The 20,851-nt window shown below is 68.9% G+C and carries 18 protein-coding genes and 1 tRNA gene; 4 read left to right on the top strand and 15 right to left on the bottom strand.

Going from position 1 to position 20,851, the window contains the following annotated elements:
- Positions 1-101 precede the first annotated feature (101 nt).
- Together JS278_RS10165 and JS278_RS10170 are read left to right on the top strand one after the other, a co-directional pair.
- Complete coding sequence (locus JS278_RS10165; protein ID WP_114045088.1) at positions 102-833, top strand: class F sortase; 732 nt, start codon at positions 102-104, stop codon at positions 831-833.
- 121 nt (positions 834-954) lie between these two features.
- On the top strand, positions 955-3,798 hold the full coding sequence (locus tag JS278_RS10170) for an FAD-binding and (Fe-S)-binding domain-containing protein (RefSeq protein ID WP_114045090.1): 2,844 nt from the start codon (positions 955-957) through the stop codon (positions 3,796-3,798).
- 184 nt (positions 3,799-3,982) lie between these two features.
- Here JS278_RS10170 and polA read toward each other — a convergent pair whose 3' ends face one another.
- Both polA and cobF read right to left on the bottom strand, forming a co-directional pair.
- Positions 3,983-6,661 carry a DNA polymerase I gene (polA, locus tag JS278_RS10175; RefSeq protein ID WP_114045092.1) on the bottom strand — a complete coding sequence of 893 codons (2,679 nt, stop codon included), beginning with the start codon at positions 6,659-6,661 and terminating at the stop codon, positions 3,983-3,985.
- 103 nt (positions 6,662-6,764) lie between these two features.
- Entirely contained in the window at positions 6,765-7,526 is a 762-nt protein-coding gene (gene cobF / locus JS278_RS10180) for a precorrin-6A synthase (deacetylating) (RefSeq protein WP_114045094.1), read from the bottom strand.
- Positions 7,527-7,640: 114 nt separating this feature from the next.
- On the opposite strand from cobF, the gene JS278_RS10185 reads away from it, so the two are divergent.
- Positions 7,641-8,081, top strand: coding sequence for a PaaI family thioesterase (locus JS278_RS10185; RefSeq protein ID WP_114045096.1), 441 nt, complete (start codon positions 7,641-7,643; stop codon positions 8,079-8,081).
- 25 nt (positions 8,082-8,106) lie between these two features.
- On the opposite strand, the gene JS278_RS10190 is transcribed toward JS278_RS10185, so the two are convergent.
- Complete coding sequence (locus JS278_RS10190) at positions 8,107-8,793, bottom strand: ANTAR domain-containing response regulator (protein ID WP_425451433.1); 687 nt, start codon at positions 8,791-8,793, stop codon at positions 8,107-8,109.
- Positions 8,794-9,120: 327 nt separating this feature from the next.
- Between JS278_RS10190 and JS278_RS10195 the strand changes: the two genes are divergently transcribed.
- A tRNA-Leu gene (locus JS278_RS10195) sits at positions 9,121-9,203 on the top strand.
- 86 nt (positions 9,204-9,289) lie between these two features.
- On the opposite strand, the gene pyk is transcribed toward JS278_RS10195, so the two are convergent.
- The 12 genes from pyk to murG form a co-directional block, all read right to left on the bottom strand.
- Positions 9,290-10,720: a pyruvate kinase gene (gene pyk, locus JS278_RS10200; RefSeq protein ID WP_114046258.1), complete on the bottom strand. Its 1,431-nt coding sequence runs from the start codon at positions 10,718-10,720 to the stop codon at positions 9,290-9,292.
- A 114-nt stretch (positions 10,721-10,834) separates the two neighbouring features.
- The gene (locus JS278_RS10205) at positions 10,835-11,782 is read right to left on the bottom strand and encodes an RluA family pseudouridine synthase (RefSeq protein ID WP_114045098.1); all 948 of its coding nucleotides are present in this window, start codon (positions 11,780-11,782) and stop codon (positions 10,835-10,837) included.
- Positions 11,779-12,366 carry a signal peptidase II gene (locus JS278_RS10210; protein WP_245935083.1) on the bottom strand — a complete coding sequence of 196 codons (588 nt, stop codon included), beginning with the start codon at positions 12,364-12,366 and terminating at the stop codon, positions 11,779-11,781. The genes JS278_RS10205 and JS278_RS10210 overlap by 4 nt, the downstream gene beginning before the upstream one ends.
- The gene (locus JS278_RS10215) at positions 12,363-12,797 is read right to left on the bottom strand and encodes a TraR/DksA family transcriptional regulator (protein ID WP_114045100.1); all 435 of its coding nucleotides are present in this window, start codon (positions 12,795-12,797) and stop codon (positions 12,363-12,365) included. Before JS278_RS10215 ends, JS278_RS10210 begins: the two co-directional genes overlap by 4 nt.
- A gap of 311 nt (positions 12,798-13,108) precedes the next feature.
- Complete coding sequence (locus tag JS278_RS10220) at positions 13,109-14,203, bottom strand: DivIVA domain-containing protein (protein WP_114045101.1); 1,095 nt, start codon at positions 14,201-14,203, stop codon at positions 13,109-13,111.
- A gap of 191 nt (positions 14,204-14,394) precedes the next feature.
- Positions 14,395-14,685 carry a YggT family protein gene (locus JS278_RS10225; protein WP_114045102.1) on the bottom strand — a complete coding sequence of 97 codons (291 nt, stop codon included), beginning with the start codon at positions 14,683-14,685 and terminating at the stop codon, positions 14,395-14,397.
- 29 nt (positions 14,686-14,714) lie between these two features.
- Positions 14,715-15,281 carry a cell division protein SepF gene (locus JS278_RS10230; protein ID WP_114045103.1) on the bottom strand — a complete coding sequence of 189 codons (567 nt, stop codon included), beginning with the start codon at positions 15,279-15,281 and terminating at the stop codon, positions 14,715-14,717.
- Positions 15,282-15,372: 91 nt separating this feature from the next.
- Entirely contained in the window at positions 15,373-16,158 is a 786-nt protein-coding gene (locus JS278_RS10235) for a purine nucleoside phosphorylase YfiH/LACC1 family protein (RefSeq protein ID WP_114045104.1), read from the bottom strand.
- 5 nt (positions 16,159-16,163) lie between these two features.
- Entirely contained in the window at positions 16,164-17,354 is a 1,191-nt protein-coding gene (gene ftsZ, locus JS278_RS10240) for a cell division protein FtsZ (protein WP_114045105.1), read from the bottom strand.
- A 168-nt stretch (positions 17,355-17,522) separates the two neighbouring features.
- Complete coding sequence (locus JS278_RS10245) at positions 17,523-18,242, bottom strand: cell division protein FtsQ/DivIB (protein WP_114045106.1); 720 nt, start codon at positions 18,240-18,242, stop codon at positions 17,523-17,525.
- Entirely contained in the window at positions 18,242-19,684 is a 1,443-nt protein-coding gene (gene murC, locus JS278_RS10250; RefSeq protein ID WP_114045107.1) for a UDP-N-acetylmuramate--L-alanine ligase, read from the bottom strand. Before murC ends, JS278_RS10245 begins: the two co-directional genes overlap by 1 nt.
- On the bottom strand, positions 19,671-20,825 hold the full coding sequence (gene murG / locus JS278_RS10255) for an undecaprenyldiphospho-muramoylpentapeptide beta-N-acetylglucosaminyltransferase (RefSeq protein WP_114045108.1): 1,155 nt from the start codon (positions 20,823-20,825) through the stop codon (positions 19,671-19,673). The genes murC and murG overlap by 14 nt, the downstream gene beginning before the upstream one ends.
- Positions 20,826-20,851: the final 26 nt, after the last annotated feature.

A 20,851-nucleotide genomic window follows, 5' to 3' on the forward strand; every position in this document is an offset into this window, starting at 1 on the left:
GTCTAGCCTGTGTGCCCGCGAGCCGGAGTCCGGCGCCGCACCGCACGCGAGCGTCCAGAGCCGGCCCACTGACCGGCCCATTGATCGGAGGATCACGCGATATGAGCCAGAACCCCCGCCCCGAGCAGCACACCGGTCGTTCAGCGGCGGCACGGGTCATCGGCATCATCCTGGCGATCGTGCTCATCGCCGCGGTCGGGGTCATGGCCTGGCAGCAGACGCAGACTCGCGACGTCCCCCGGCAGGCCACCACCAGCCGGTCAGCACCTGCGACGGCGGCCACCACCGCATCTCCCACGCCGAGCCGTGCCGCCACGCCCAGCCCGACGGCGGCCGTCCCGGCAGGTTGCATGGCGTCCCAGCGGCCCATCACCCCGTCCACCATGAAGATCGATCGTATGAAGGTGTCGAGCCCGGTGCTCTCACTCGGGCTGGACGCCGACAACGCCGCGGCCGCACCGCCCAAGAATGAGCCGCGCACCGTCGCCTGGTACAACCGCGGCCCCCGGCCCGGCAGCGCCAAGGGCAAGGTCGTGCTGTCGATCCACACGTACCACACCGGCGGGGCTCTGGGGAATGAGCTCGCCCAGGCCGACAGCGGGCTCACCAAGGGTGACCTGATCCGCATGGCGGACTCCTCCGGCCACCAGGCGTGCTACCGCTACGACCACCGCATCAAGGTCAAGGTCACGGACTACGATCCTGAGTCCGACATCATCTATGCCGACTCCGGGGCCCCGATGCTCGCCATCGTCATCTGCTGGGACTACGACGCCTCGCGCAGCGACTGGGACTCGCGTTTCGTCTTCTACGCGACACCCGTGACGGCGTGACGCCGAGGGGCTCGCGACAGGAACCCCCTTCGCGGTAAGGTTTGCCTCACCTCATTTCCTTCCGATAGGGTAATTGGGGGCCCTGCGTCATGGTCAGACCAGGACGGTCTAGGGTTGGGCCATGCTTCGCAGTGATCACTCATCGATGCCCGGGGCCCTCGTCGCAGAGCTGCGGCAGTCCCTCGGCCAGCCCGCAGTCACCCAGGACACCCTCGACCTGGCGGCGGCCTCGGTCGACGCCTCCCACTACCTCCTGACCCCCGGGGCCCTGGTGCGCGCCCGTTCGGTCTCTGATGTGGCCGCGGCGATGGCTGCCGCGAAGCGGCACAAGGTCTCCCTCAATTTCCGTTCCGGCGGCACCAGCCTGTCCGGTCAGGGCCTCACCAGCGGCCTCATGGTCGACACCCGGCGGGCCTTCCGCGGCATCCAGGTGCTCGACGCCGGCAAGCGGGTGCGGGTCCAGCCCGGGGCGACCGTCCAGGCGGTCAACACCGTCCTGGGCCGGCTCGGCCGCAAACTCGGCCCCGATCCGGCCTCCTCGGTGGCCTGCACCCTGGGTGGTGTCATCGCCGACAACTCATCGGGTATGAGCTGCGGAACCGTGGCCAACACCTACAAGACCCTCGAGTCGATGGTCATCGTGCTCACCAGCGGCACCGTCGTCGACACCGGTGACCCCGACTGCGAGGACACCCTCGCCGCCGCCGAGCCCCAGCTCGTCGAGACCCTTCTGGCGCTGCGCGACCAGTGCCGCCGCGAGGATCTGGCCACCGAGATCCGCCACCAGTTCTCCATGAAGAACACCATGGGTTACGGGATCAACTCGTTCCTCGACCACGACACCCCGGCGCAGATCCTCCAGCACCTCATGATCGGCTCCGAGGGGACCTTGGGGTTCATCGCCTCGGCGGTCCTCCGGACGCTGCCGATCATGCCGCAGATCTCCACGGCCCTGCTGCACTTCCCCACCCTCGATGACGCCGCCAGGGCGCTGCCGGATCTGGTCGCCTCCGGCGTCTCCGTCACCGAGCTGATGGATTCGGCCTCACTGGAACTGGGCCGCAACGACCCCCGTGACGGTCACGTCATCCCACCGAGCCCCGGCGGCCACGACGCCGCCCTGCTCGTGGAGTACCACTGCCCCGACGCCGACTCGCGACGTGAGGCCGAGGAGCGCGGCAACGCCGTGATCTCCGGCCTCGAGCTGGTCAACAAGCCCGTGTTCACCGATGATCCGGCGGTCCGTGGCCCGATCTGGAACATCCGCAACGGCCTCTACGCCAAGGTGGCCGGCACCCGACCCTCCGGCCAGACGGCGCTGCTCGAGGACATCGCCGTTCCGGTCGAGAGCCTCGCCGGGGTCTGCGGCGACCTGCAGGGGCTGTTCGGCGAGCACGGGTACCCGGAGTCGATCATCTTCGGCCATGCCAAGGACGGCAACATCCATTTCCTGGTCCTGGAGGACTTCCGCAGCAGCAAGGGCCTGGACCGCTACGAGACCTTCACCTCCGACATGGCGGAGCTGGTTCTCGGTTCGCACGGGACCCTCAAGGCCGAGCACGGGACCGGGCGGATCATGGCCCCCTTCGTCGAGAGGCAGTACGGGCCGGAGCTCTACGGCGTCATGAAGAAGGTCAAAGAGACTCTCGATCCCGCCGGCACGCTCAACCAGGGCACCATCATCACCGACGACGAGAAGCTCCACCTCAAGGACATCAAGCTCACCCCCACCGTCCAGGAGGAGGTGGACCGCTGCGTCGAGTGCGGGTACTGCGAGCCGGTCTGCCCCAGCCGCGACCTCACCCTCACCCCGCGCCAGCGGATCGTCGTCCAGCGTGCGATCGCTCAGGCGCAGGCCGACGGGGACGAGAAGCTGGTGGCCGAACTCCGCGAGAAGGAGGAGTACAAGGTCATCCAGACCTGCGCCGTCGACGGCATGTGCGAGACGAACTGCCCCCTCCAGATCAACACCGGCGACCTTGTCCGCAGGCTGCGGGCCGAGGAGAACCCGGAGGTCTGGCAGCTCGGATGGGATGTCGTCGGCAAGGCGTGGAGCCCCTTCGTCACCGTGGCCAGCGGTGCGATGAGCGCCATCAGGCCGATCCCGGCGAAGGCCACCAATGTGGTCACCGGGGCGGCGCGGGCAGTGCTCGGCAAGGACCGCATCCCGATGGTCTCCGATGAGCTTCCGGCGGGCGGCAAGCGCCGGGTGCCCGGTCATCGTGGCGGCCAGGCGGGACGCCCGGAGGTGGTCTACATGCCGGCCTGCGTCAACACGATGTTCGGGTCGGCGGTGCCGCAGGAGGAGACGATGCAGTTCGCGGTGATCGAACTGCTCACCGCCGCGGGCGTCGGGGTGACCGTCCCCGAGGGGATCAACACGATCTGCTGCGGTACACCGTGGAAGTCCAAGGGCATGACGAAGGGCTACGCGAATATGCGCAAGCGCGTCGTCGACATCATGCGGCGGGCCACCCGCGACGGCGAGCTGGTCGTGCTGTCGGACGCCGTCAGCTGCTCCGAGGGCTTCGTCCATGAGCTCGAGTACGAGGGGGTCACCAACATCCGCGTGGTCGACGCCGTCCAGTACATCGCCGACGAACTGCTGCCCGCGATGCCGCCGCTGCCGAAGGTGCACTCCGCGGCCCTCCATCCGACCTGCTCGTCCACCCGGATGGGCTGGAACGATGCGATCCGCAGATGCGCCGAGGCGATCGCCGAGGAGGTCGTCATCGCAGACGCCTGGGGCTGCTGCGGATTCGCCGGTGACCGTGGGATGCTCCATCCGGAGTTGACCGCCTCGGCCACCTCCCGGGAGGCCGCCGAGCTGCAGCGCCGGCACTTCGACCTCTACCTGTCGGCCAACCGCACCTGCGAGATCGGAATGCAGCGGGCCACCGGCAAGCCGTGGCGTCATGTGCTGAATGTGCTGGCCGAGCGGATGGTCGAGTTCGCGCCCGCCTGATCACCCACCTCGACAGCCCCCTCAGCCACCGGCTGAGGGGGCTGTCGAGCGCCTGCGCGACACCAGTCGTCGACCGCGGTCACCGACCCGCTACGCAGCGCGAGGCCAGCGACGCCGACCGGACCCATTCCGATCCACCGCTACGAGGGGGTGCAGGGGGAGTCGACTCCCCCGCCCTTGAAGCTCAGTGGGCAGCCCCGAACCAGGACCGGCCGACGCCGATCGAGACCGTCAGCGGGACCGACAGGTCCATGGCGTGCCCCATGGCCTCGGTGACGACCTCGCGCACCGCGGCCTCCTCCCCTGCGGCCAGTTCCAGGATGAGTTCGTCATGGACCTGGAGCAGCACTCGCGACGACAGCCCCTTGGCTGCCAGGCCGGCGTCGGTGGCCAGCATCGCCGCCTTGATGAGATCCGCCGCGGTGCCCTGGATCGGGGCGTTGAGAGCGGCCCGCTCGGCCATCTCCCGGCGCTGTCGGTTCGAGGAGTTGAGATCGGGAAGGTAACGTCGGCGTCCCATCAGGGTGGAGGTGAAGCCGTCCTTCCGGGCCGTCGCCACCACACCTGTGAGGTAGTCGCGCACCTTCCCGAAGCGGTCGAAGTAGTCGTCCATGAGGGCTCGCGCCTCAGGCACCGGCACCTTGAGCTGCTGGGACAGGCCGAAGGCGCTCAGGCCGTAGGCCAGCCCGTAGTTCATCGCCTTGATCTTCGAGCGCTGGGCGACGCTGACGGCGGCCGGATCGACGCCGAAGACGTGGGAGGCGGTCACCGTGTGCACGTCGAGTCCGGATCGGAACGCCTCGATGAGGGAGTCGTCCCCGGAGACATGGGCCATGATCCGCATCTCGATCTGGGAGTAGTCGGCGCTCATCAGCGCCTCGTAGCCGTCTCCGACGACGAATCCCTCGCGGATCCGTCTTCCCTCCTCGGTCCGCATCGGGATGTTCTGGAGGTTCGGCTCTGTGCTCGACAGCCGACCGGTGGCGGCGACGGTCTGCTGGTAGGTGGTGTGGATGCGCCCGTCGTCCGAGACGCTCTTGAGCAGCCCGTCGACGGTCTGGCGCAGGCGAATGGCGTCCCGGTGCTCCAGCAGGTGGGCCAGGAAGGGGTGCTGGGTCTTCTCGAAGAGCCCGGCCAGTGCGTCGGCGTCGGTGGTGTAGCCGGACTTGGTGCGGCGGGTCTTCGGCATGTCGAGCTCGTCGAAAAGCACCTTCTGGAGCTGCTTGGGGGATCCGAGGTTCACCTCCTGGCCGATCACCTCCCAGGCCTGCTGCTGGGCGCCGCTCACCCGCCCGTCGAATTCGGAGCGCAGTGCGTCCAGCACGTCCGCATCGATGGCGATCCCGGCGCGCTCCATGGCCACCAGCGAGGTCTGGACGGGCACCTCGAGGTCGTGAAGCAGATCGAGCTCGCCGTACTGATCCAGTTCGGTCTCCATGACGGTGGCCAGCCGGGCGACCGCCACGGCCCGGGCCATGGACTCGGCCGACTGGGCGGAGCCGTCCTCGTCGAAGTCGAGCATGGCCTGCCCGGAGGCCTCCGCCGGCGAGCTCAGCTCGGCCTCCAGATGCAGACCGACAAGCTCGTCCAGCGGGTAGGAGCGCCGGTCCGGGCGCAGCAGATAGGCGGCCAGCTCGGTGTCACAGGTCAGTCCTGCGATCTCCCAACCGCGCGCCGCCAGCGCCTCGATCGGTCCCTTGGCGGCGTGCATGGCTTTGGCGGCGGTGGGATCGGCGAGCCAGACCGCCAGCGCCCGGTCATCGTCAACGCCCACCTCCACCGGGTCGAACCAGCGCGCGGCACCGTCCTGGGTCCCCAGCGCGATCCCCGTCACCTCCCCCGAGCCGGCTGCCCAGCTGCCGGTGACGTCGATGCCGATCCGGCTGCGGCGATGCTCCTTGAGCCAGTCGCCGAGCTCGCCCCCGGTCAGCACTCGGCCGTCGACGTGGATGGTCGCCGCCTGGGCGGGCTCGTCGCCGGTCGACTCCAGCGCCTGGACGCGGTCCCACAGCCCTCGGAATTCCAGGGCCTCGAAGAGCGCCCTGGTGCCCTCGCGATTCCACGACCGGTGCCCGAGGTCGTCGACCGTGGCGTCGAGATCCAGGTCGCGGATCAGGGCGTTGAGACGGCGGTTGCGCCTCACGTCGTCCAGGTGCTCGCGGAAGGACTGACCCGCCTTGCCCTTGACCGAGTCGGCCTGACGGATGAGGTTCTCCAGGCCGTCGTGGGCGGCCAACCACTTGGCCGCCGTCTTGGGGCCGACGCCGGGCACACCGGGCAGGTTGTCGGCGCTCTCCCCCACCAGCGCCGCGAGCTCCGGGTACCGCTCGGGGCGCACCAGGTACTTCTCCTCCACCGCATCGGGGGTCAGCCGGAGGAGGTCCGAGACCCCCTTCCGGGGGTACAGCAGGGTGACGTCTTCGTCGACGAGCTGGATGGCGTCGCGGTCTCCCGAGACGATGAGGGTGCGCATGCCCTTGCGAGTGGCCCGGGTCGCCATGGTGGCGAGGATGTCGTCGGCCTCGTAGTCGGGCTTCTCGATGTGGGGGATGTTGAGGGTGTCCAGGACCTCTTTGATGAGGTCGATCTGTCCCGGGAACTCCGGCGGGATCGCCGCCCGGCCTCCCTTGTAGTCGGAGTACTGCTCGGTGCGGAAGGTGCCGCCGGCCAGGTCGAAGGCGACCGCGACGTGGCTGGGTTGCTCGTCGCGAAGCAGGTTGACCAGCATCGAGACGAATCCGTACACGGCGTTGGTGTGCTGGCCGGTACTGGTGGTGAAATTCTCCACCGGCAGGGCGAAGAACGCCCGGAAGGCCATCGAATGACCGTCGAGAATCAACAGGGTCGGCCGGGATTCGCTCATGGGGGAGACTCTAGCGGCCCACCCCGACAGCCGGCCTGCGACGCCGCCCCGACCCGGGCAGGATCCCCCGCCAGGGGGTTCAAGGGGGGTTGCCCCCCTTCTTTCAGATGCGCCGCCTGATCAGGTATGTGTCGAAGATCCAGCCCTTGCGGGCCACCGCCGCGGCGCGTACCTCCAGGATCTCCTCGCGCACGGCCGCCAGGTCCCCGCTGATGAGGATCTCGTCGGCGGTGCCCAGGTAGGCGCCCCAGTAGATGTCCAGTCCCGCCGGGTCGATGTTCGCGAAGGTCTGGTGGCCGTCGAGCATGGCCACGACGTCGTCGGTCCCCTCCGGCATACCGTCGGCCAGCAGTCGGGCGGGTTCGATGACGACGGCACGCCCCTGCCGGTTCAGGGGGATCTGATGTGCGGCCGCCAGTGCCAGCACACTGCTGATGCCGGGGATCACCTGCACCCCGATCTCACGGTCGCTGACCCGCACGAGCTCCTTGACGATCGCCAGGGTGCTCTCGTAGAGGGAGGGGTCCCCCCAGACCAGGAATCCGCCCGCCTGGCCCTCGCCGATCTCGGCGGCCACGGCGTCCGACCACTGCTGCAGCCTCTGCTGCCGCCAGGTGCGCACGGCCGCCGGGTAGTCCGGGGTGCTGCGCCACGGCCGGGGCGGGTCGTGCAGCTCCACGGTGCGCAACGGGGCGCTACGGTGCTCCTCGACGATCTGCCGGCGGACCTCGACGAACTCGTCGAGCTCCTTCTCCTTGATCACCACGAAGAGCACGTCCAGCTCGCGGACGGCGCGGGCAGCGGCCCCGGTCACCCATTCGGGGTTCCCGGCACCGATACCGATGAGTTTCAGTTGAGAGGCCATCTGCCCGCCCTTTCGCGATACGACCGCAGGAATGCTACCAACCGGAGCCTCCTCGGCACGGCCCCGAGCCCTGCTGGTTGTACCCCTCTCCCCGGACGGTGGGAGGCTGTACTCATGGGTTACACAACGTCAGACGGCGTGGTACTTCCGGACTGGCTGCAGGGCCTGGTCAGCCCCCTGGACGACAAGTTGGGGGTGGCGATCCTTGAGCTCACTGCCGCCAGTTGTACCGTCTCGGCTCCGCTGCACGGCAACACGCAGCCGACAGGCCTGTGGCACGGAGGTGCCTCAGGAGTGCTGGTCGAGACCGCCGGGTCACTGGCGGCGATGTGCCATGCGCGCCAGATGGGCATGGGTGCGGTGGGTGTCGAGTTGAGTGTCTCCCATCTGAGAGCACCGAGAGGAGACCAGATGACCGCGGTCTCGACCGCGCTCCACCTGGGCCGACACGCGACCACCCACTCGGTGGAGATCCGCGACGATCTCCACCGACTGTGCGCCGTCGGCCGGGTCAGCTGTCAGGTGATCCCCCTTGACCACACCGACTATCACTGACCTGATACCCAGGGGACGGCCTGCATCAGCGCTTGGAGCGGTCCCGGCCCCCGTCGTGGGCGATGACGCCCTGGGCCACGTCGCGCATCGACTTGCGCAGGTCCATCGCCGTCTTCTGGATCCAGCGGAAGGCCTCGGGCTCGGACAGGCCGAGAGTGGTCTGCAGAATCCCCTTGGCCTGGTCGACGACCTTGCGCGACTCGAGTCGCTCCTCAAGATCGCTCACCTCGTCCTCGACGGCCCTGATCTCGGCGAACCTGGCCATCGCGATCTCGATGGCCGGCACGACGTCGGAGGCGTCGAAGGGCTTGACGACATAAGCCATCGCGCCCGCCTCACGCGCCCGCTCGATGAGGTCGCGCTGGCTGAAGGCCGTGAGCATGACGACCGCGCAGATGCGGTCCTCCGCGATCTTGTCGGCCGCCGTGATGCCGTCCATCTTGGGCATCTTGACGTCCATCACCACGAGGTCGGGCTCGAGTTCGGTGGCCAGTGCGACGGCTTCCTCACCGTCCCCTGCCTGCCCGACGACCTCGTAGCCCTGCTCCTCGAGGAGTTCGACCAGGTCGAGACGGATCAGCGCCTCATCCTCAGCCACGACCACCCTGGGGCGGTCGCCTGATTCACCTGCCGAGCCATTCCCGGTTGCAGATCGGTCGGAATTCACTGTGTTACCCACGGCGGTGCTTCCTTGCATCTCTGACGCTGACAATTTCCCCTCATCCTACAGTGAATGGCGGATCACCCGCACAATATGAGATGTGCGCCACGAATCCGGGCCACTGTTCCTTCTCGATTGCATGCATCGACACGGCCGACACTCGGTGTCCGGCCCCGGTTCCCCGGCATCGGTCCTCGTCACGACCGCCCCTGTCGAAGTGGTTCGACAGGGGAATCATCTCAGATCTTGACTCTGGGCGCCCACCTGCCCACCGCACGAGCGGTTGCGGGTCGGCCGCCGGAGCCGGACCCGCCGATCCCGGCGGGACTTTCACCCGGACTGACTCTCCGCCCGGTTTGTGCCACAATGGCCGCTGCGGCCCGAGTGGCGGAATGGTAGACGCGGCGCACTCAAAATGCGCTGTCCGCAAGGGCGTAGGGGTTCGACTCCCCTCTCGGGCACCGTGCATGCGCCGCATCATGGCTCGGGGGCCACGACACCCAGTCGTGGCCCCCGAATTCACCGCTGGTCCCGAGGACCGGGCGAATCAGTCCTCCTTGATCCTCAGCACCCTGAGGTCATTGGTCTTGCCGGGAACATCCATCGGGGATCCGGAGACCACCACGATGCGCTCGCCGACGGCGACCAGGCTGTTGTCGCGCAGGTAGGCGTTGACCCACCTGTAGAGCTCCTCGGAGCTCTTGAACACAGGGGTCACGACGGCCTGGGCGCCCCAGGTCCAGGCGAGGGTCTTGGTGGTCGTCTCGTCGGGGGTGAAGACGAGCATCGGGGTCGCGGGGCGCAGCCGCGACAGGCGGCGAGCCGTGTCGCCGGACTTGGTGAAGGACACCAGGTACCTGGCCTGTGCGCGCTCGGCGACCTCGGTCGCGGCCTTCGAGATGATGCCGCCGGTGGTATGGGGGTCCCAGGCGATCGAGGCGATCTTGTCGAGGCCGTGGGCCTCGGTGGACTCGACGATCTTGGCCATCGTGCGGACAGTCTCGCCCGGGTAGTCACCCACGGAGGTCTCCGCCGAGGTCATGACGCCGTCGGCGCCGTCCAGGATCGCGTTGGCGACGTCGGCCGCCTCGGCGCGCGTCGGGCGCGGGGCGTGGATCATCGACTCGAGCATCTGGGTGGCGACGATCACGGGCTTGGCCTGCAGGCGGGCCTTCTCGATGATGGTCTTCTGGATGAGGGGGACCTCCTCCAGCGGGCACTCGACGGCCATGTCGCCGCGGGCGACCATCACGGCGTCGAAGTTGTTGACGATGGAGTCGAGATTCTCAATCGCCTGCGGCTTCTCCAGCTTGGCGATGACCGGGACCCGGCGGCCCTCCTCGTCCATGATCTGGTGGACGCGGTCGATGTCATTGCCGTGGCGGACGAAGGACAGGGCGATCAGGTCGATGCCGACGCCCAGCGCCCAGCGGAGGTTCTCCTCATCCTTCTCGGTCATCGCCGGCAGGGAGACGGGGACGCCGGGAAGGTTGATGCCCTTGTGGTCGGAGACCGGGCCGGGCACCGTGCAGACGCAGTTGACGTCGGTGGCGGTCACCGACTCGACCTCGAGCTGAATGTTGCCGTCGTCGATCAGAATGATGTCGCCGGCATGGCAGTCACCGGGCAGACCCTTGAAGGTCGTGGAGACGCGCTCCTGGTCACCGATGATGTCGTCGGTGGTGATGGTGAACCTGTCGCCCTTCTTGAGGACGATCCTGCCGTTGGACTCTCCCTCGGCCTTGGCGAAGACCCCGGTGCGGATCTTCGGTCCCTGGAGGTCGGCCAGGGCGGCCACATTGGCTCCGAGCTCTGCGCTCACCGAACGCACGAGGTCGAGACGATTCTGGTGTTCGGAGTAGTCCCCGTGGCTCATGTTGAGGCGGGCGACATTCATGCCCGCCTCGATAAGTTCCTTGATTCCGTCGTGGCTCTCAACAGCGGGCCCTAGTGTATTCACAATCTTCGCTCTACGCACGTCCTCCACTCTATCGTGCGCAGTCGTCACGACGGGCCCGGGCGACCCGATGTCACCTTCTGTGCATCCGGGCGCCGCACCGCGTGCAAGAACGCCCGGGTACTCGCGCCGGCCTCAGAGCAGCTCCGTGGCGTCGAAGCCGTCCGGGCCCGATGCGACATCCAGGGCGTGGGAGAGATCGGGTGGCAGCGGACTGGTGAAGCTCACCCGCTCTCCGGTCCCCGGATGATCGAAGGACAGGCGGCTGGCGTGCAACCACTGGCGGTCCAGGCCCAGATCACGGGCCATCAACGGATCGCAGCCGTACAGCGGATCACCGCAGCACGGGTGGCGCACCGCCGACATGTGCACCCGGATCTGGTGAGTCCGCCCGGTCTCCAGATGGATGCGCAGCAGGGTGGTCGAGCGGAACGCCTCGATCGTCTCGTAGTGGGTCACCGAGTGCCGACCGCCGTCGACGACCGCCATCTTCCAGTCATGGCCGGGATGCCTTCCGATGGGGGCGTCGATGGTCCCGTCGAAGGGATCGGGATGGCCTTGCACCAGCGCCAGATAGATCTTGTCGACCGTCCGTTCGCGGAAGGCCCGCTTGAGCAGTGTGTAGGCGAGCTCGCTCTTTGCCACCACCATGAGGCCCGAGGTGCCGACGTCGAGCCTCTGGACGATCCCCCGGCGCTCGGCCGCGCCGCTGGTCGAGATCGAGAATCCGGCCGCCGCCAGATGCTCGACCACACTGGGACCGTCCCACCCCAGGGAGGGGTGGGCGGCCACCCCGGCAGGCTTGTCCACGACGACGATGTCGGCGTCGTCATGGACGATGCCCATCCCCTCGACGAGCCGGGGGGTGACCGAGGCCGTCCGTACCGGATCAGAGAGATCGACCTCCAGCATCTGCCCGTGACGCACCCGTGTCGACGCCCTGCGCACCGCTTCTCCCTGGAGGAGGACCTTGCCCTCATCCACGAGATCGGAGATCCGGGACCGGGACACGCCCGTCATGCGCGCCGCGGCGGCGTCCACCCGGGCTCCGTCCAGCCCGTCGGGAACCAGCAGGACGCTCATCGCCGTGCCCCGCCGGACCTGCCCGAACCGCCGTCCTCGTCCGCGGAGCCACCGAAGATGCTCATCGCGACGACGAGCACCGCGGTGGCCGTGATGAACATGTCCGCGACGTTGAAGACCGCGAAGTGCGGCAGCGCGAAGAAGTCCACGACGTGGCCGCGCAGCGCCCCCGGTGCCCGGAACAGCCGGTCGGCGAGATTGCCGCTGATCCCGGCCAGAATCATTCCGCAGGACACCAGTGACCAGCGATGACGGGCTCTGGGGAGCACCAGCAGAGCCACCGTCACCAGTGCCACGATGGCGAACAGGCTGATCACCACGGTCGCGCCGGAACCCATCGAGAAGGCGGCCCCGGAGTTCCTCAGCAACTGCAGATGCAACAGCCCACCGAAATAGCTCGGCGGGTCCGCCGGATCCAACCGGGCCACCGCCAGATCTTTGGCGATCTGGTCGAGGAACAGGCCGAGGAGAGCGATCGCGATGGCGATCCCGCGCCAGGTCCGCAGCCTCGGTCCACTGAGTGCGGTCCCGTCGGCCCTGCCCGTGGCCCGCCCCTCTGCGGCTCCGGTGGCCGTCGAGCTCACCGGCGCTCTTCGCGCTGCTTGCAGGTCACGCACATGGTGGCTCGGGGAAAGGCCTGGAGACGCGCCTTGCCGATCGGCCTGCCGCAGTTCTCGCAGGTCCCGTAGGTGCCCTCCTCGATGAGCCTGAGGGCCAGCCGCGACTGGTCGTAGACCAACTGGGCGTTGCGCGTCAGAGAGATCTCCTGATCGCGCTCGAACTGGGAGGAGCCGACGTCTGCGGGATCCTTGCCGGCCCCGTCGGAGCCCTCTGTCATGAGATCTGCCAGATTCGTCTGCGCCTTGGCGAGATTGGCACCCATCCGTTCGACGTCGGCACGCAGGGTGGTGACGACCTCCGTGACCTCCTCGGCCGTCCAGGGATCATCGCCCTCGCGGACCGGAAGCGCGGCCGCAAGCTCAGCGACCCGGGACTCAGCATCCTGCTGCGACATGTCCTCGTCTCTCCATCTTCAATGACGTACCAGGACAGACCGGCCTCGTGCGGCAGGACCGTCCCGCTGGAATCAGCCGGCCACGGGACCGGGGCATCCCCGCCACGCGACCGAGCCCGCACCGCGGATCGACGCGGACTGTCCGCAGACAATACACCCGCGTCCCATTCACCGAATGAGCTATGCCGGCCCGGTGGCCGCAGGTCGCCCCCGGGTACCGGTCCAGGGCGCGGACGAGCCCCCTCCGGATGTCCGGAGGGGGCTCGTCAACGGATCTGCGGTCCGGGTCCACGGGGCCCGGACAGCCCGGCTCAGTTCTGCTGGCTGCGACCGGTGATCAGCGCATCCAGCCTGGGGGTGGCCGAACTCCCGGGGGCGACCCGGTTCTCGGAACGGACGAGGTCGGCGGTCGCCGTGGGCTCGAAGACCCCCTTCTCAATATTCTCGGCCTGGCTGCGCAGGTGGGAGATGATGCTGTCTCGGTAATTGTTCTCGAAGGCTCTCAGCTGGTCGACCTTCCCGGTGAGGTCGTCGCGCTCGGACTCGAGCTCGCCGAAGAGTTCATTGCGACGGGCCTGGGCATCGGTGGTGACCTTCTCCGCAGTCGCCCGCGCCTCGGAGGTGACCCGTTCGGAGTTGACCCGGGCCGCCGACTCGATCCGCTCAGCGCGGGTCTGGGCGTCGACGATGTGCTCATGGGCCTTCTTCTCGGCGTCGGCCATCTTGCGATCGGCCTCCTCATGAGCCTCATGGACGACGCGCTCGGCGTCGGCGATCGCGAGTTCCACCATCCGGACGACCGCCGGAGCGGCCTCCGCGCTGGTCGACACCTGGATGCGGTCAGGCGCACCCGAGGTCGAGGCGACCTTGGCCGGGGACGCCGCCGCGGCGCGGCGGGCCGCCTCGGTCTCGTTCCGGGCCTGCTTGAGCTGGGAGTTCAGGCGCTCGTTCTCGGTGCGCAGCCTGTTGACCTCGGCAGCCCCGGCCCCCTGGACCGAGGTCTGCTGGGTCGCGCTGCGGCGCGCCTCCTCCAGCTGGCTGCGAAGAGTCGCGGCCTCCTGCTGGGCCGCACGCACCTTGTTCTCGGCCTCGGAAGCGGCAATGCGCGAACGCTCCAGCTCGGCGCTTCCGGCCTCCTGCTGGTGTGCGCGCAGCTCCTCGAGCTGAGCCTTGAGGTGGGTGTTCTCCTCATTCAGCTTCGCATCGGGCTGCCCTCCGGCAGCGCCATCGGCTTTCTTGAGGGCATCCAGCTGGGCTTTGAGGCGGTCATTCTCATCGACAATCGCGGCAAAGGTGGCGTCGACCTTGTCCACGAAATCGTCTACCTCGCCCGCACGGTACCCCTCGCCTGGGCGTCGTGCCATCGGGAAACGAATCCTGCGCACCTCGTCGAGGGTCAGCGTCATTGTGCACTCCAACAGTTCGGATACAGTCTTCGCCTCCGGTTTGACCGCCTCCCTGAGTCGGCGGGCTACGCCATGAGACTGGGTCAAGGCTACTCCAGACAACCAGGATGCGTCATCAACGCCCCCGGCAACACGGCAAAACCCTCCACCCGAGGTTCGGGCTTGGCCCCCTGCACAGGCGCCGCGCGGGGCTAGAAGAAGACCCAGATCGTCAGCCGTTGAGCGGCGTAGAGCACCACGAACAGCAGGATGAATCCCAGGCTGAATCCGATGCCCCCCAGGTTCACCGGCGGCAGAACCCGGTCGAAGAACTTCACCGGCGGGTCGGTGAGCGTGTAGACCACCTCGAAGAGCACGGCCACCACGCCTCTGGGCTCGAACCCTCGGAACAGCAGGGGTATCCACGACAGAATCATCCGCACGACCAGCAGGGCCATGTAGATCTGAATCGCGTACCAGATGATGATGCCGGCCAGCGCCACGGCGTTCTCCTCAGCAGACGGGCACCCGCTCAGGACTGGTTGAAGAATCCTTCACCGGCGATCCGCGCCTTGTCCTCAGGGGTGACATTGACGTTATGGGGGCACAGCAGGAACACCCTGCTCGTCACCTTGTCGATACTGCCACGCACACCGAAGATCAGTCCCGCCGCGAAATCGACCAGACGCTTGGCGTCGCGCTCCTCCATCTCGGTGAGGTTCATGATCACCGGGACCCCGTCACGGATGTGCTCGCCGATGACCCGGGCCTCGTTGAAGTTGCGCGGATGCACAGTGAGGATCCGGTTGACGTCGGCAATGCTCGGCTCGGGCTCCTCGGCAACGGGCTCGCGAGGGGCCAAGGCCCTGGGCTGGCGCCCACCGGCGTCATCCTTGTCCTTGCCCTGCGGCTCATGCGACCTGCCCTGCGCCGCACTGGACCTGGGGCGCCGGTCGGGCAGCGGGGTGACGGTGGACGGCTCGTAGCCGTCGTCGGAGTACACCTCGGTGGTGAGTTCCTCGTCGGACAGATCCTCGTCGTAGCGACGGTCGTCGACCAGACCGACGTACGAGGCGATCTTCCTACCGAAACCAGCCATCGGGTTCTCCTAACTCACATCGGCGCCGGCACCAACAGCCCCGGCGTGGTCCCAGACTGCCACGACCGGGCCCTTCGTCGTGGACGACACGCTACCGCTGGGCCGGATCCTCGCGGATCCAGACCAGCCCCGCCAGCCTTCCCGACCCGGGATCGCGGCGATGGGAGAACAGCTCCTCGTGCTCCCGGGTGCAGGGGTCCAGCCCCACCGCGGTGACGCCCAGCCCCTCCAACTGACTGTGGGCCTCGGCCGCCAGATCGAGGGCCGGCGTTCCCCAGGAGGTCTGCGAGCGGGTGGCGGGGTGATCGCGCCAGACCCGATCGGCCATCTCCCGGGGCACCTCGTAGCAGCGTCCGCAGATGTGCGGGCCGATCCAGCCCAGGATGTCGCGGGCACCGGCGTCGCGCATCCGGCCGACGGTCCGGCCCAGCACGCCGGCCAGCAGCCCGGCCCGCCCGGCGTGGGCCGCTGCGATCACCCCGGCGCCCGGATCGGCGAGCATCACCGGCAGGCAGTCGGCCACCCGGATGGCCAGCGCCACCCCGGCGACGGTGGTCACCATGGCATCGGCGGACGGCAGCGGGTCCGGGCGGCCCGGAGCCTCCCGCAGCACGTCGTCGTCGCGGATCGCCTGAGCCTCCGGGGCTCCGAGGCGCATCACCTCCGCACCGTGCACCTGGTGCACCAGGGCTATGCCCCGCACTCCCAGGGCGACCCGCAGGGCACCGACGTTGGCCACCAGGCTGGCCGGGTCGTCGGCGTCGGCGCGCCCCAGATTGAATCCGCCGAGAGGGCCCAGCGAACTTCCGCCGCGCCTGTCGGTGAAGGCGACCCCGACGCCGTGATTGGCGCCGGGGTCGATACGCATTCGCAGCACCGGACCTACTTCATGAAGTCGGGGATGTCGATGTCGTCATCGTCGTCGGGCGGTGGGGTGGGCCTGGCCACCCGAAGCGGGTTGGTGCTCTCCTCGTGCTCCTGGTCCTGCTGCTCGTTCCGCTGGGGGACCGGGCGGCCACCGGGCTGGGCCGGGCGTCCCGGGCGCAGCTGGGACGGCCGACCGGCCGTCGTTCCCGCGCGGCTCACCGGGCGGGCGCTCACCCCTGGCTGCTTGCGCGGTGGCTGGCCTCCGTCGAACCCGGCCGCGATCACGGTCACCCGGACCTCGTCGCCCAGGGCGTCGTCGATCACCGTACCGAAGATGATGTTGGCCTCGTCATGGGCCGCCTCCTCGATGAGGTTGGCGGCGCTGGCGACCTCGAAGAGGCCCAGATCGGAACCGCCTGCGATCGACAGCAGCACGCCGTGGGCACCGTCGATGGACACCTCCAGGAGGGGCGAGGAGATCGCCATCTCGGCGGCGGCGCGCGCCCGGTCCTCGCCCGAGGCGTGACCGATGCCCATCAGCGCCGACCCGGCGTTCGACATGATCGACTTGACGTCGGCGAAGTCCAGGTTGATCTGGCCGGGCGTGGTGATGAGATCGGTGATCCCCGAGACGCCCTGCATCAGCACCTGGTCGGCCTGTTTGAAGGCGTCGATGATGGCGATCTGCTGATCGGCCATCGACAACAGTTTGTCGTTGGGGATGACGATGAGGGTGTCGACCTCCTCGCGGAGCCTGTCGATCCCCTCCTCAGCCTGATTGGTCCGCCGTCTTCCCTCGAAGGTGAAGGGCCTGGTCACCACGCCGATGGTCAGCGCTCCGAGAGATCGGGCGATCTTGGCGACCACGGGGGCTCCGCCCGTCCCGGTGCCGCCGCCCTCACCGGCCGTCACGAAGACCATGTCGGCCCCCTTGAGGCACTCCTCGATCTCATCGGAGTGGTCCTCGCAGGCCTGCCGCCCCTTGTCGGGGTCGGCGCCCGCGCCGAGGCCCCGGGTGAGATCGCGGCCGACGTCCAGCTTGACGTCCGCGTCGCTCATGAGCAGGGCCTGCGCATCGGTGTTGATGGCCAGGAACTCGACTCCCTTGAGACCTGCCTCGATCATCCGGTTCACAGCATTGCAGCCGCCGCCGCCGACGCCCACGACCTTGATGACCGCGAGGTAATTCTGGGATGGAGTTGCCACGGGAGTCTGCCTCACTTACGTCGAGTGCCGGTCACCTGACAGGCTATGAGTCCCTACCCTGAGTGTCCACCGACGCGTCCGGTTCGGCACTGACCCTCAAGCGGGGGTTGAGAGATGCCCCGAACATATCCCCGCGCCGTGCCGGACCACCCCGCCGGCACGGCGAGATCACCGTGCGGTGGGGTTCTGCGGGGAGGATACGTCGTAGTGGGTGGCCTTCGTGGCCACCATCGCGGTGGCCACCTGGGATTTCACGTCGGACTCGTCGGCGCTGCCCCACATCACCGTGCGCCCCTTGCTGAGCACCAGCGTGATCGAGTCCGGTCCGCCCGCCTCCAGATGATCGAGCTGCTTGAGCAGGGCGGGGTCCAGGCTCGCGGCCACCGTCGCGACGTCGCGCAGCAGACGGGTACTCCTGGTGGCGGTCAGGGCCCACGGAGTACCGCGCCGGGAGGCCGTCGTGGTGTGGAAGGCCGTACCGGAGGCATCGATCCAGTGGTAGCCCTGCTGGTCGCGCAGTTGGTAGACGGGCCGGCGCTCGGTGATCCGGATGCGCACCGTATCGGGCCAGGCGCGGTGGACGGAGACCCGGTGGACCGGCTCCAGCGCGGCCACCCGGGATCCGACCGCGCCAAGATCGATGGTGGCCAACGGGGCGCCGATCGGCACCCGGGCGGCGTCGCGGACCTGGTCGGCGGTCACCAGCCGCGCACCGTCCACGACGACCTGATCCGCAGCCATCAGGCCGGACCAGCGCACCACGTAGACGCCGACGGCCAGCAGCACCGCCACCAGGACGGCCACCACGGTGACGATCCGGATGCGCCGGCGACGCGATCTGGCCCGCAGATCGAGCGGCCCGGTGATGTCTGAGACCGAGGAGGCCATCAGAGGGATCGGGCCGACCGGTCGCCGGTGGCTCCGGTGTCGGGCAGCAGGGGGAGCAGCAGAGGGCCGACGAGAGTCACGTCGCCGGCGCCCAGGGTGATCACCAGGTCTCCGGGACGCGCCTCCTCGGCCAGCGCCGCCGGAAGGTCGCCCTTGTCGGGAACATATCGGGAGGATCCGCCGGCCGCCTCCACGGCGTCCTCCACCAGGGCGCCGGTCACCCCGGGGACCGGATCCTCGCGCGAACCGTAGATGTCGGTGACCAGGACCCGGTCGGCCAGCGCCAGGGCGGCCCCGAACTCGTGGGCGAACTCCTGGGTCCTGCTGTACAGATGCGGCTGGAAGCAGGCGATCACGCGGCCGTCACCGGCCGCCCGGCGAGCGGCCCCGAGGGTCGCTCGGATCTCGGTGGGATGGTGGGCGTAGTCGTCGTAGATCCTCACCCCGCCGCGACTCCCGACCAGCTGGAAGCGCCTCAGGGTGCCGGTGAATGAGGCCGCAGCGGCCAGCAGCTCGTCGTGATCGATGCCGAGGAGGCTTGCGGCGCAGTACGCGGCGGCCGCATTGGCGAGGTTGTACCGGCCGGGCACCTGGAGCTCCAGCCGCCCGCTCTGACGGCCGCGGGTGAGGGTCGCCGAGGCGGTGGCACCCTCCAGATCGAGATCGCTGAGACGCACATCCGCCTCGGCGGACTCGCCGTAGGTCACCACCTGCACGGTTCCGGTGCTGGCCAGCCTGCCGACCAGATGTGCCGCGCCGGGATCATCGAGGTTGGCGACGACGTATCTCACCTCGGGCCGGGTGGCCATCCGCACGAAGCCGTCGAAATAGGCGTCGGGCGTTCCCCAGTTGTCCAAGTGATCGGCCTCCACATTGGTGACCACGACGATCCGGCTGGGGTACTGGAGGAAGGATCCGTCGGACTCGTCGGCCTCGACCACGAAGGCGCTGCCGCCGCCCAGGTGGGCGCTGCGGCCCGTGCTGGCCAGCGGCGACCCGATGACATAGGACGGGTCGGCGCCGGCGTGGGCGAGCATCACGGCGGTCATGCCGGTGGTGGTGGTCTTCCCGTGGGTTCCGGCCACCGAGATCCCCTCGCGGCCCAGCATGAGGGCGGCCAGGGCGGCGCTACGGTGCCAGATCCGCAGGCCCCGGCGATTCGCCTCGACGAGTTCGGGGTTGTCCGGGCGGATCGCCGAGGACACCACGACGGTGCGTGCCCCGTCCACATGGGAGGGATCATGGCCCACCCAGGTGCGCACCCCGGCGTCTGCCAGCGCCCGGAGGTTGGCCGAGTCGACCTGGTCGGAGCCGGAGACCTCCACCCCCAGCTCCTGGTAGATCCTGGCGACGCCGCTCATCCCGGCTCCGCCGATGGCGATGAAGTGTACCGGCCCGATCGAGTGCGGGTCGGCCAGTTCGACCGGTTCACGCAGTGCCATCGGGATCCTCCTTGGGGACGGGACGCGGTGTCCGGGAGCGGTCTGCCGCGCCCAGCACGAGTGCGGCGAGCCGCTCGGCCGAGTCGGCCGGCATCAGGCCACGGCCGGCGGCGGCCATCGCGGCAAGTTCTTCCGGGCGGTGGATCCGCTCGGTCTCCCTCAGCAGGCGGGCGGCGTCGAGCTCGGCGTTGGGGACCAGCACCCCTCCCCCGGCCTCGACCACCGAGCGGGCGTTGCGGGCCTGCTCGCCGTTGCCATGGGGCAGCGGCACGTAGATCGCCGGCACGCCTGCGACCGCGGTCTCCACCACAGTCCCGGCCCCGGACCGGGCGACCATCAGGTCGGCGGTCAGGTAGGCGGCCGGCATGTCGTCGACGTAGTCCAGCGGTTTCCACGAGGCACCGGTGGTCGGGTCGGCGATGGCGGTGGCGGCGCCGATGTTCCGCGGACCCAGGATGTGCAGGATCTGCACGCCCTCGGCGAGCAGCCGGTCGCGGGCGGCGACGACCGCCTCGTTGATGGCGACCGCCCCCTGGGATCCGCCGCTCACCAGCAGTGTCGGACGGTCGGCATCGAGCCCGAACCGCAGGCGCGCCGCACGGGTCGCCTCGGCACGCTCCGGCAGGGTCATGGTGGCCAGTCGGGTGATGCCCTCGCGCAGCGGCATCCCGATGAACCGGGCCCCCGGCAGGGGGGTGTCGGGGAAGGCCGCGGCGACCTGGGTCGCGAAGCGTGCCGCCACCTTGTTCGCCAGCCCGGGCACCGCGTTCTGCTCATGGATCACCACGGGCACCTGGGCCTTGCGGGCGGCGAGGTAGGCGGGCATCGAGACGTACCCGCCGAAGCCGACCAGGACGTCGGCCTGGCGACGGCGCAGCACGTCCGCCGCCTGTTGGACGGCTCGGCGCAGATGGCCCGGCACCTTCAGCAGGTCCACTGACAGACTCCTGGGCAGCGGGACCGGATCGATCATGTCGAGCACCAGGCCGGCCTCCGGTATGACCCTGCCCTCCAGCCCCTTCGGCGTGCCGATGCAGGACAGGTGTCCCAGGTCGGGATGGCGCGCCAGAGCCTGTGCCGTCGCGATCAACGGCGAGGTATGACCGGCGGTACCTCCTCCGGCCAGCACGACATTCACCATCTGTGATCACCCTTCTGTCTCGGATC

The organism is Acidipropionibacterium virtanenii (assembly GCF_003325455.1).
Taxonomy (GTDB): domain Bacteria; phylum Actinomycetota; class Actinomycetes; order Propionibacteriales; family Propionibacteriaceae; genus Acidipropionibacterium; species Acidipropionibacterium virtanenii.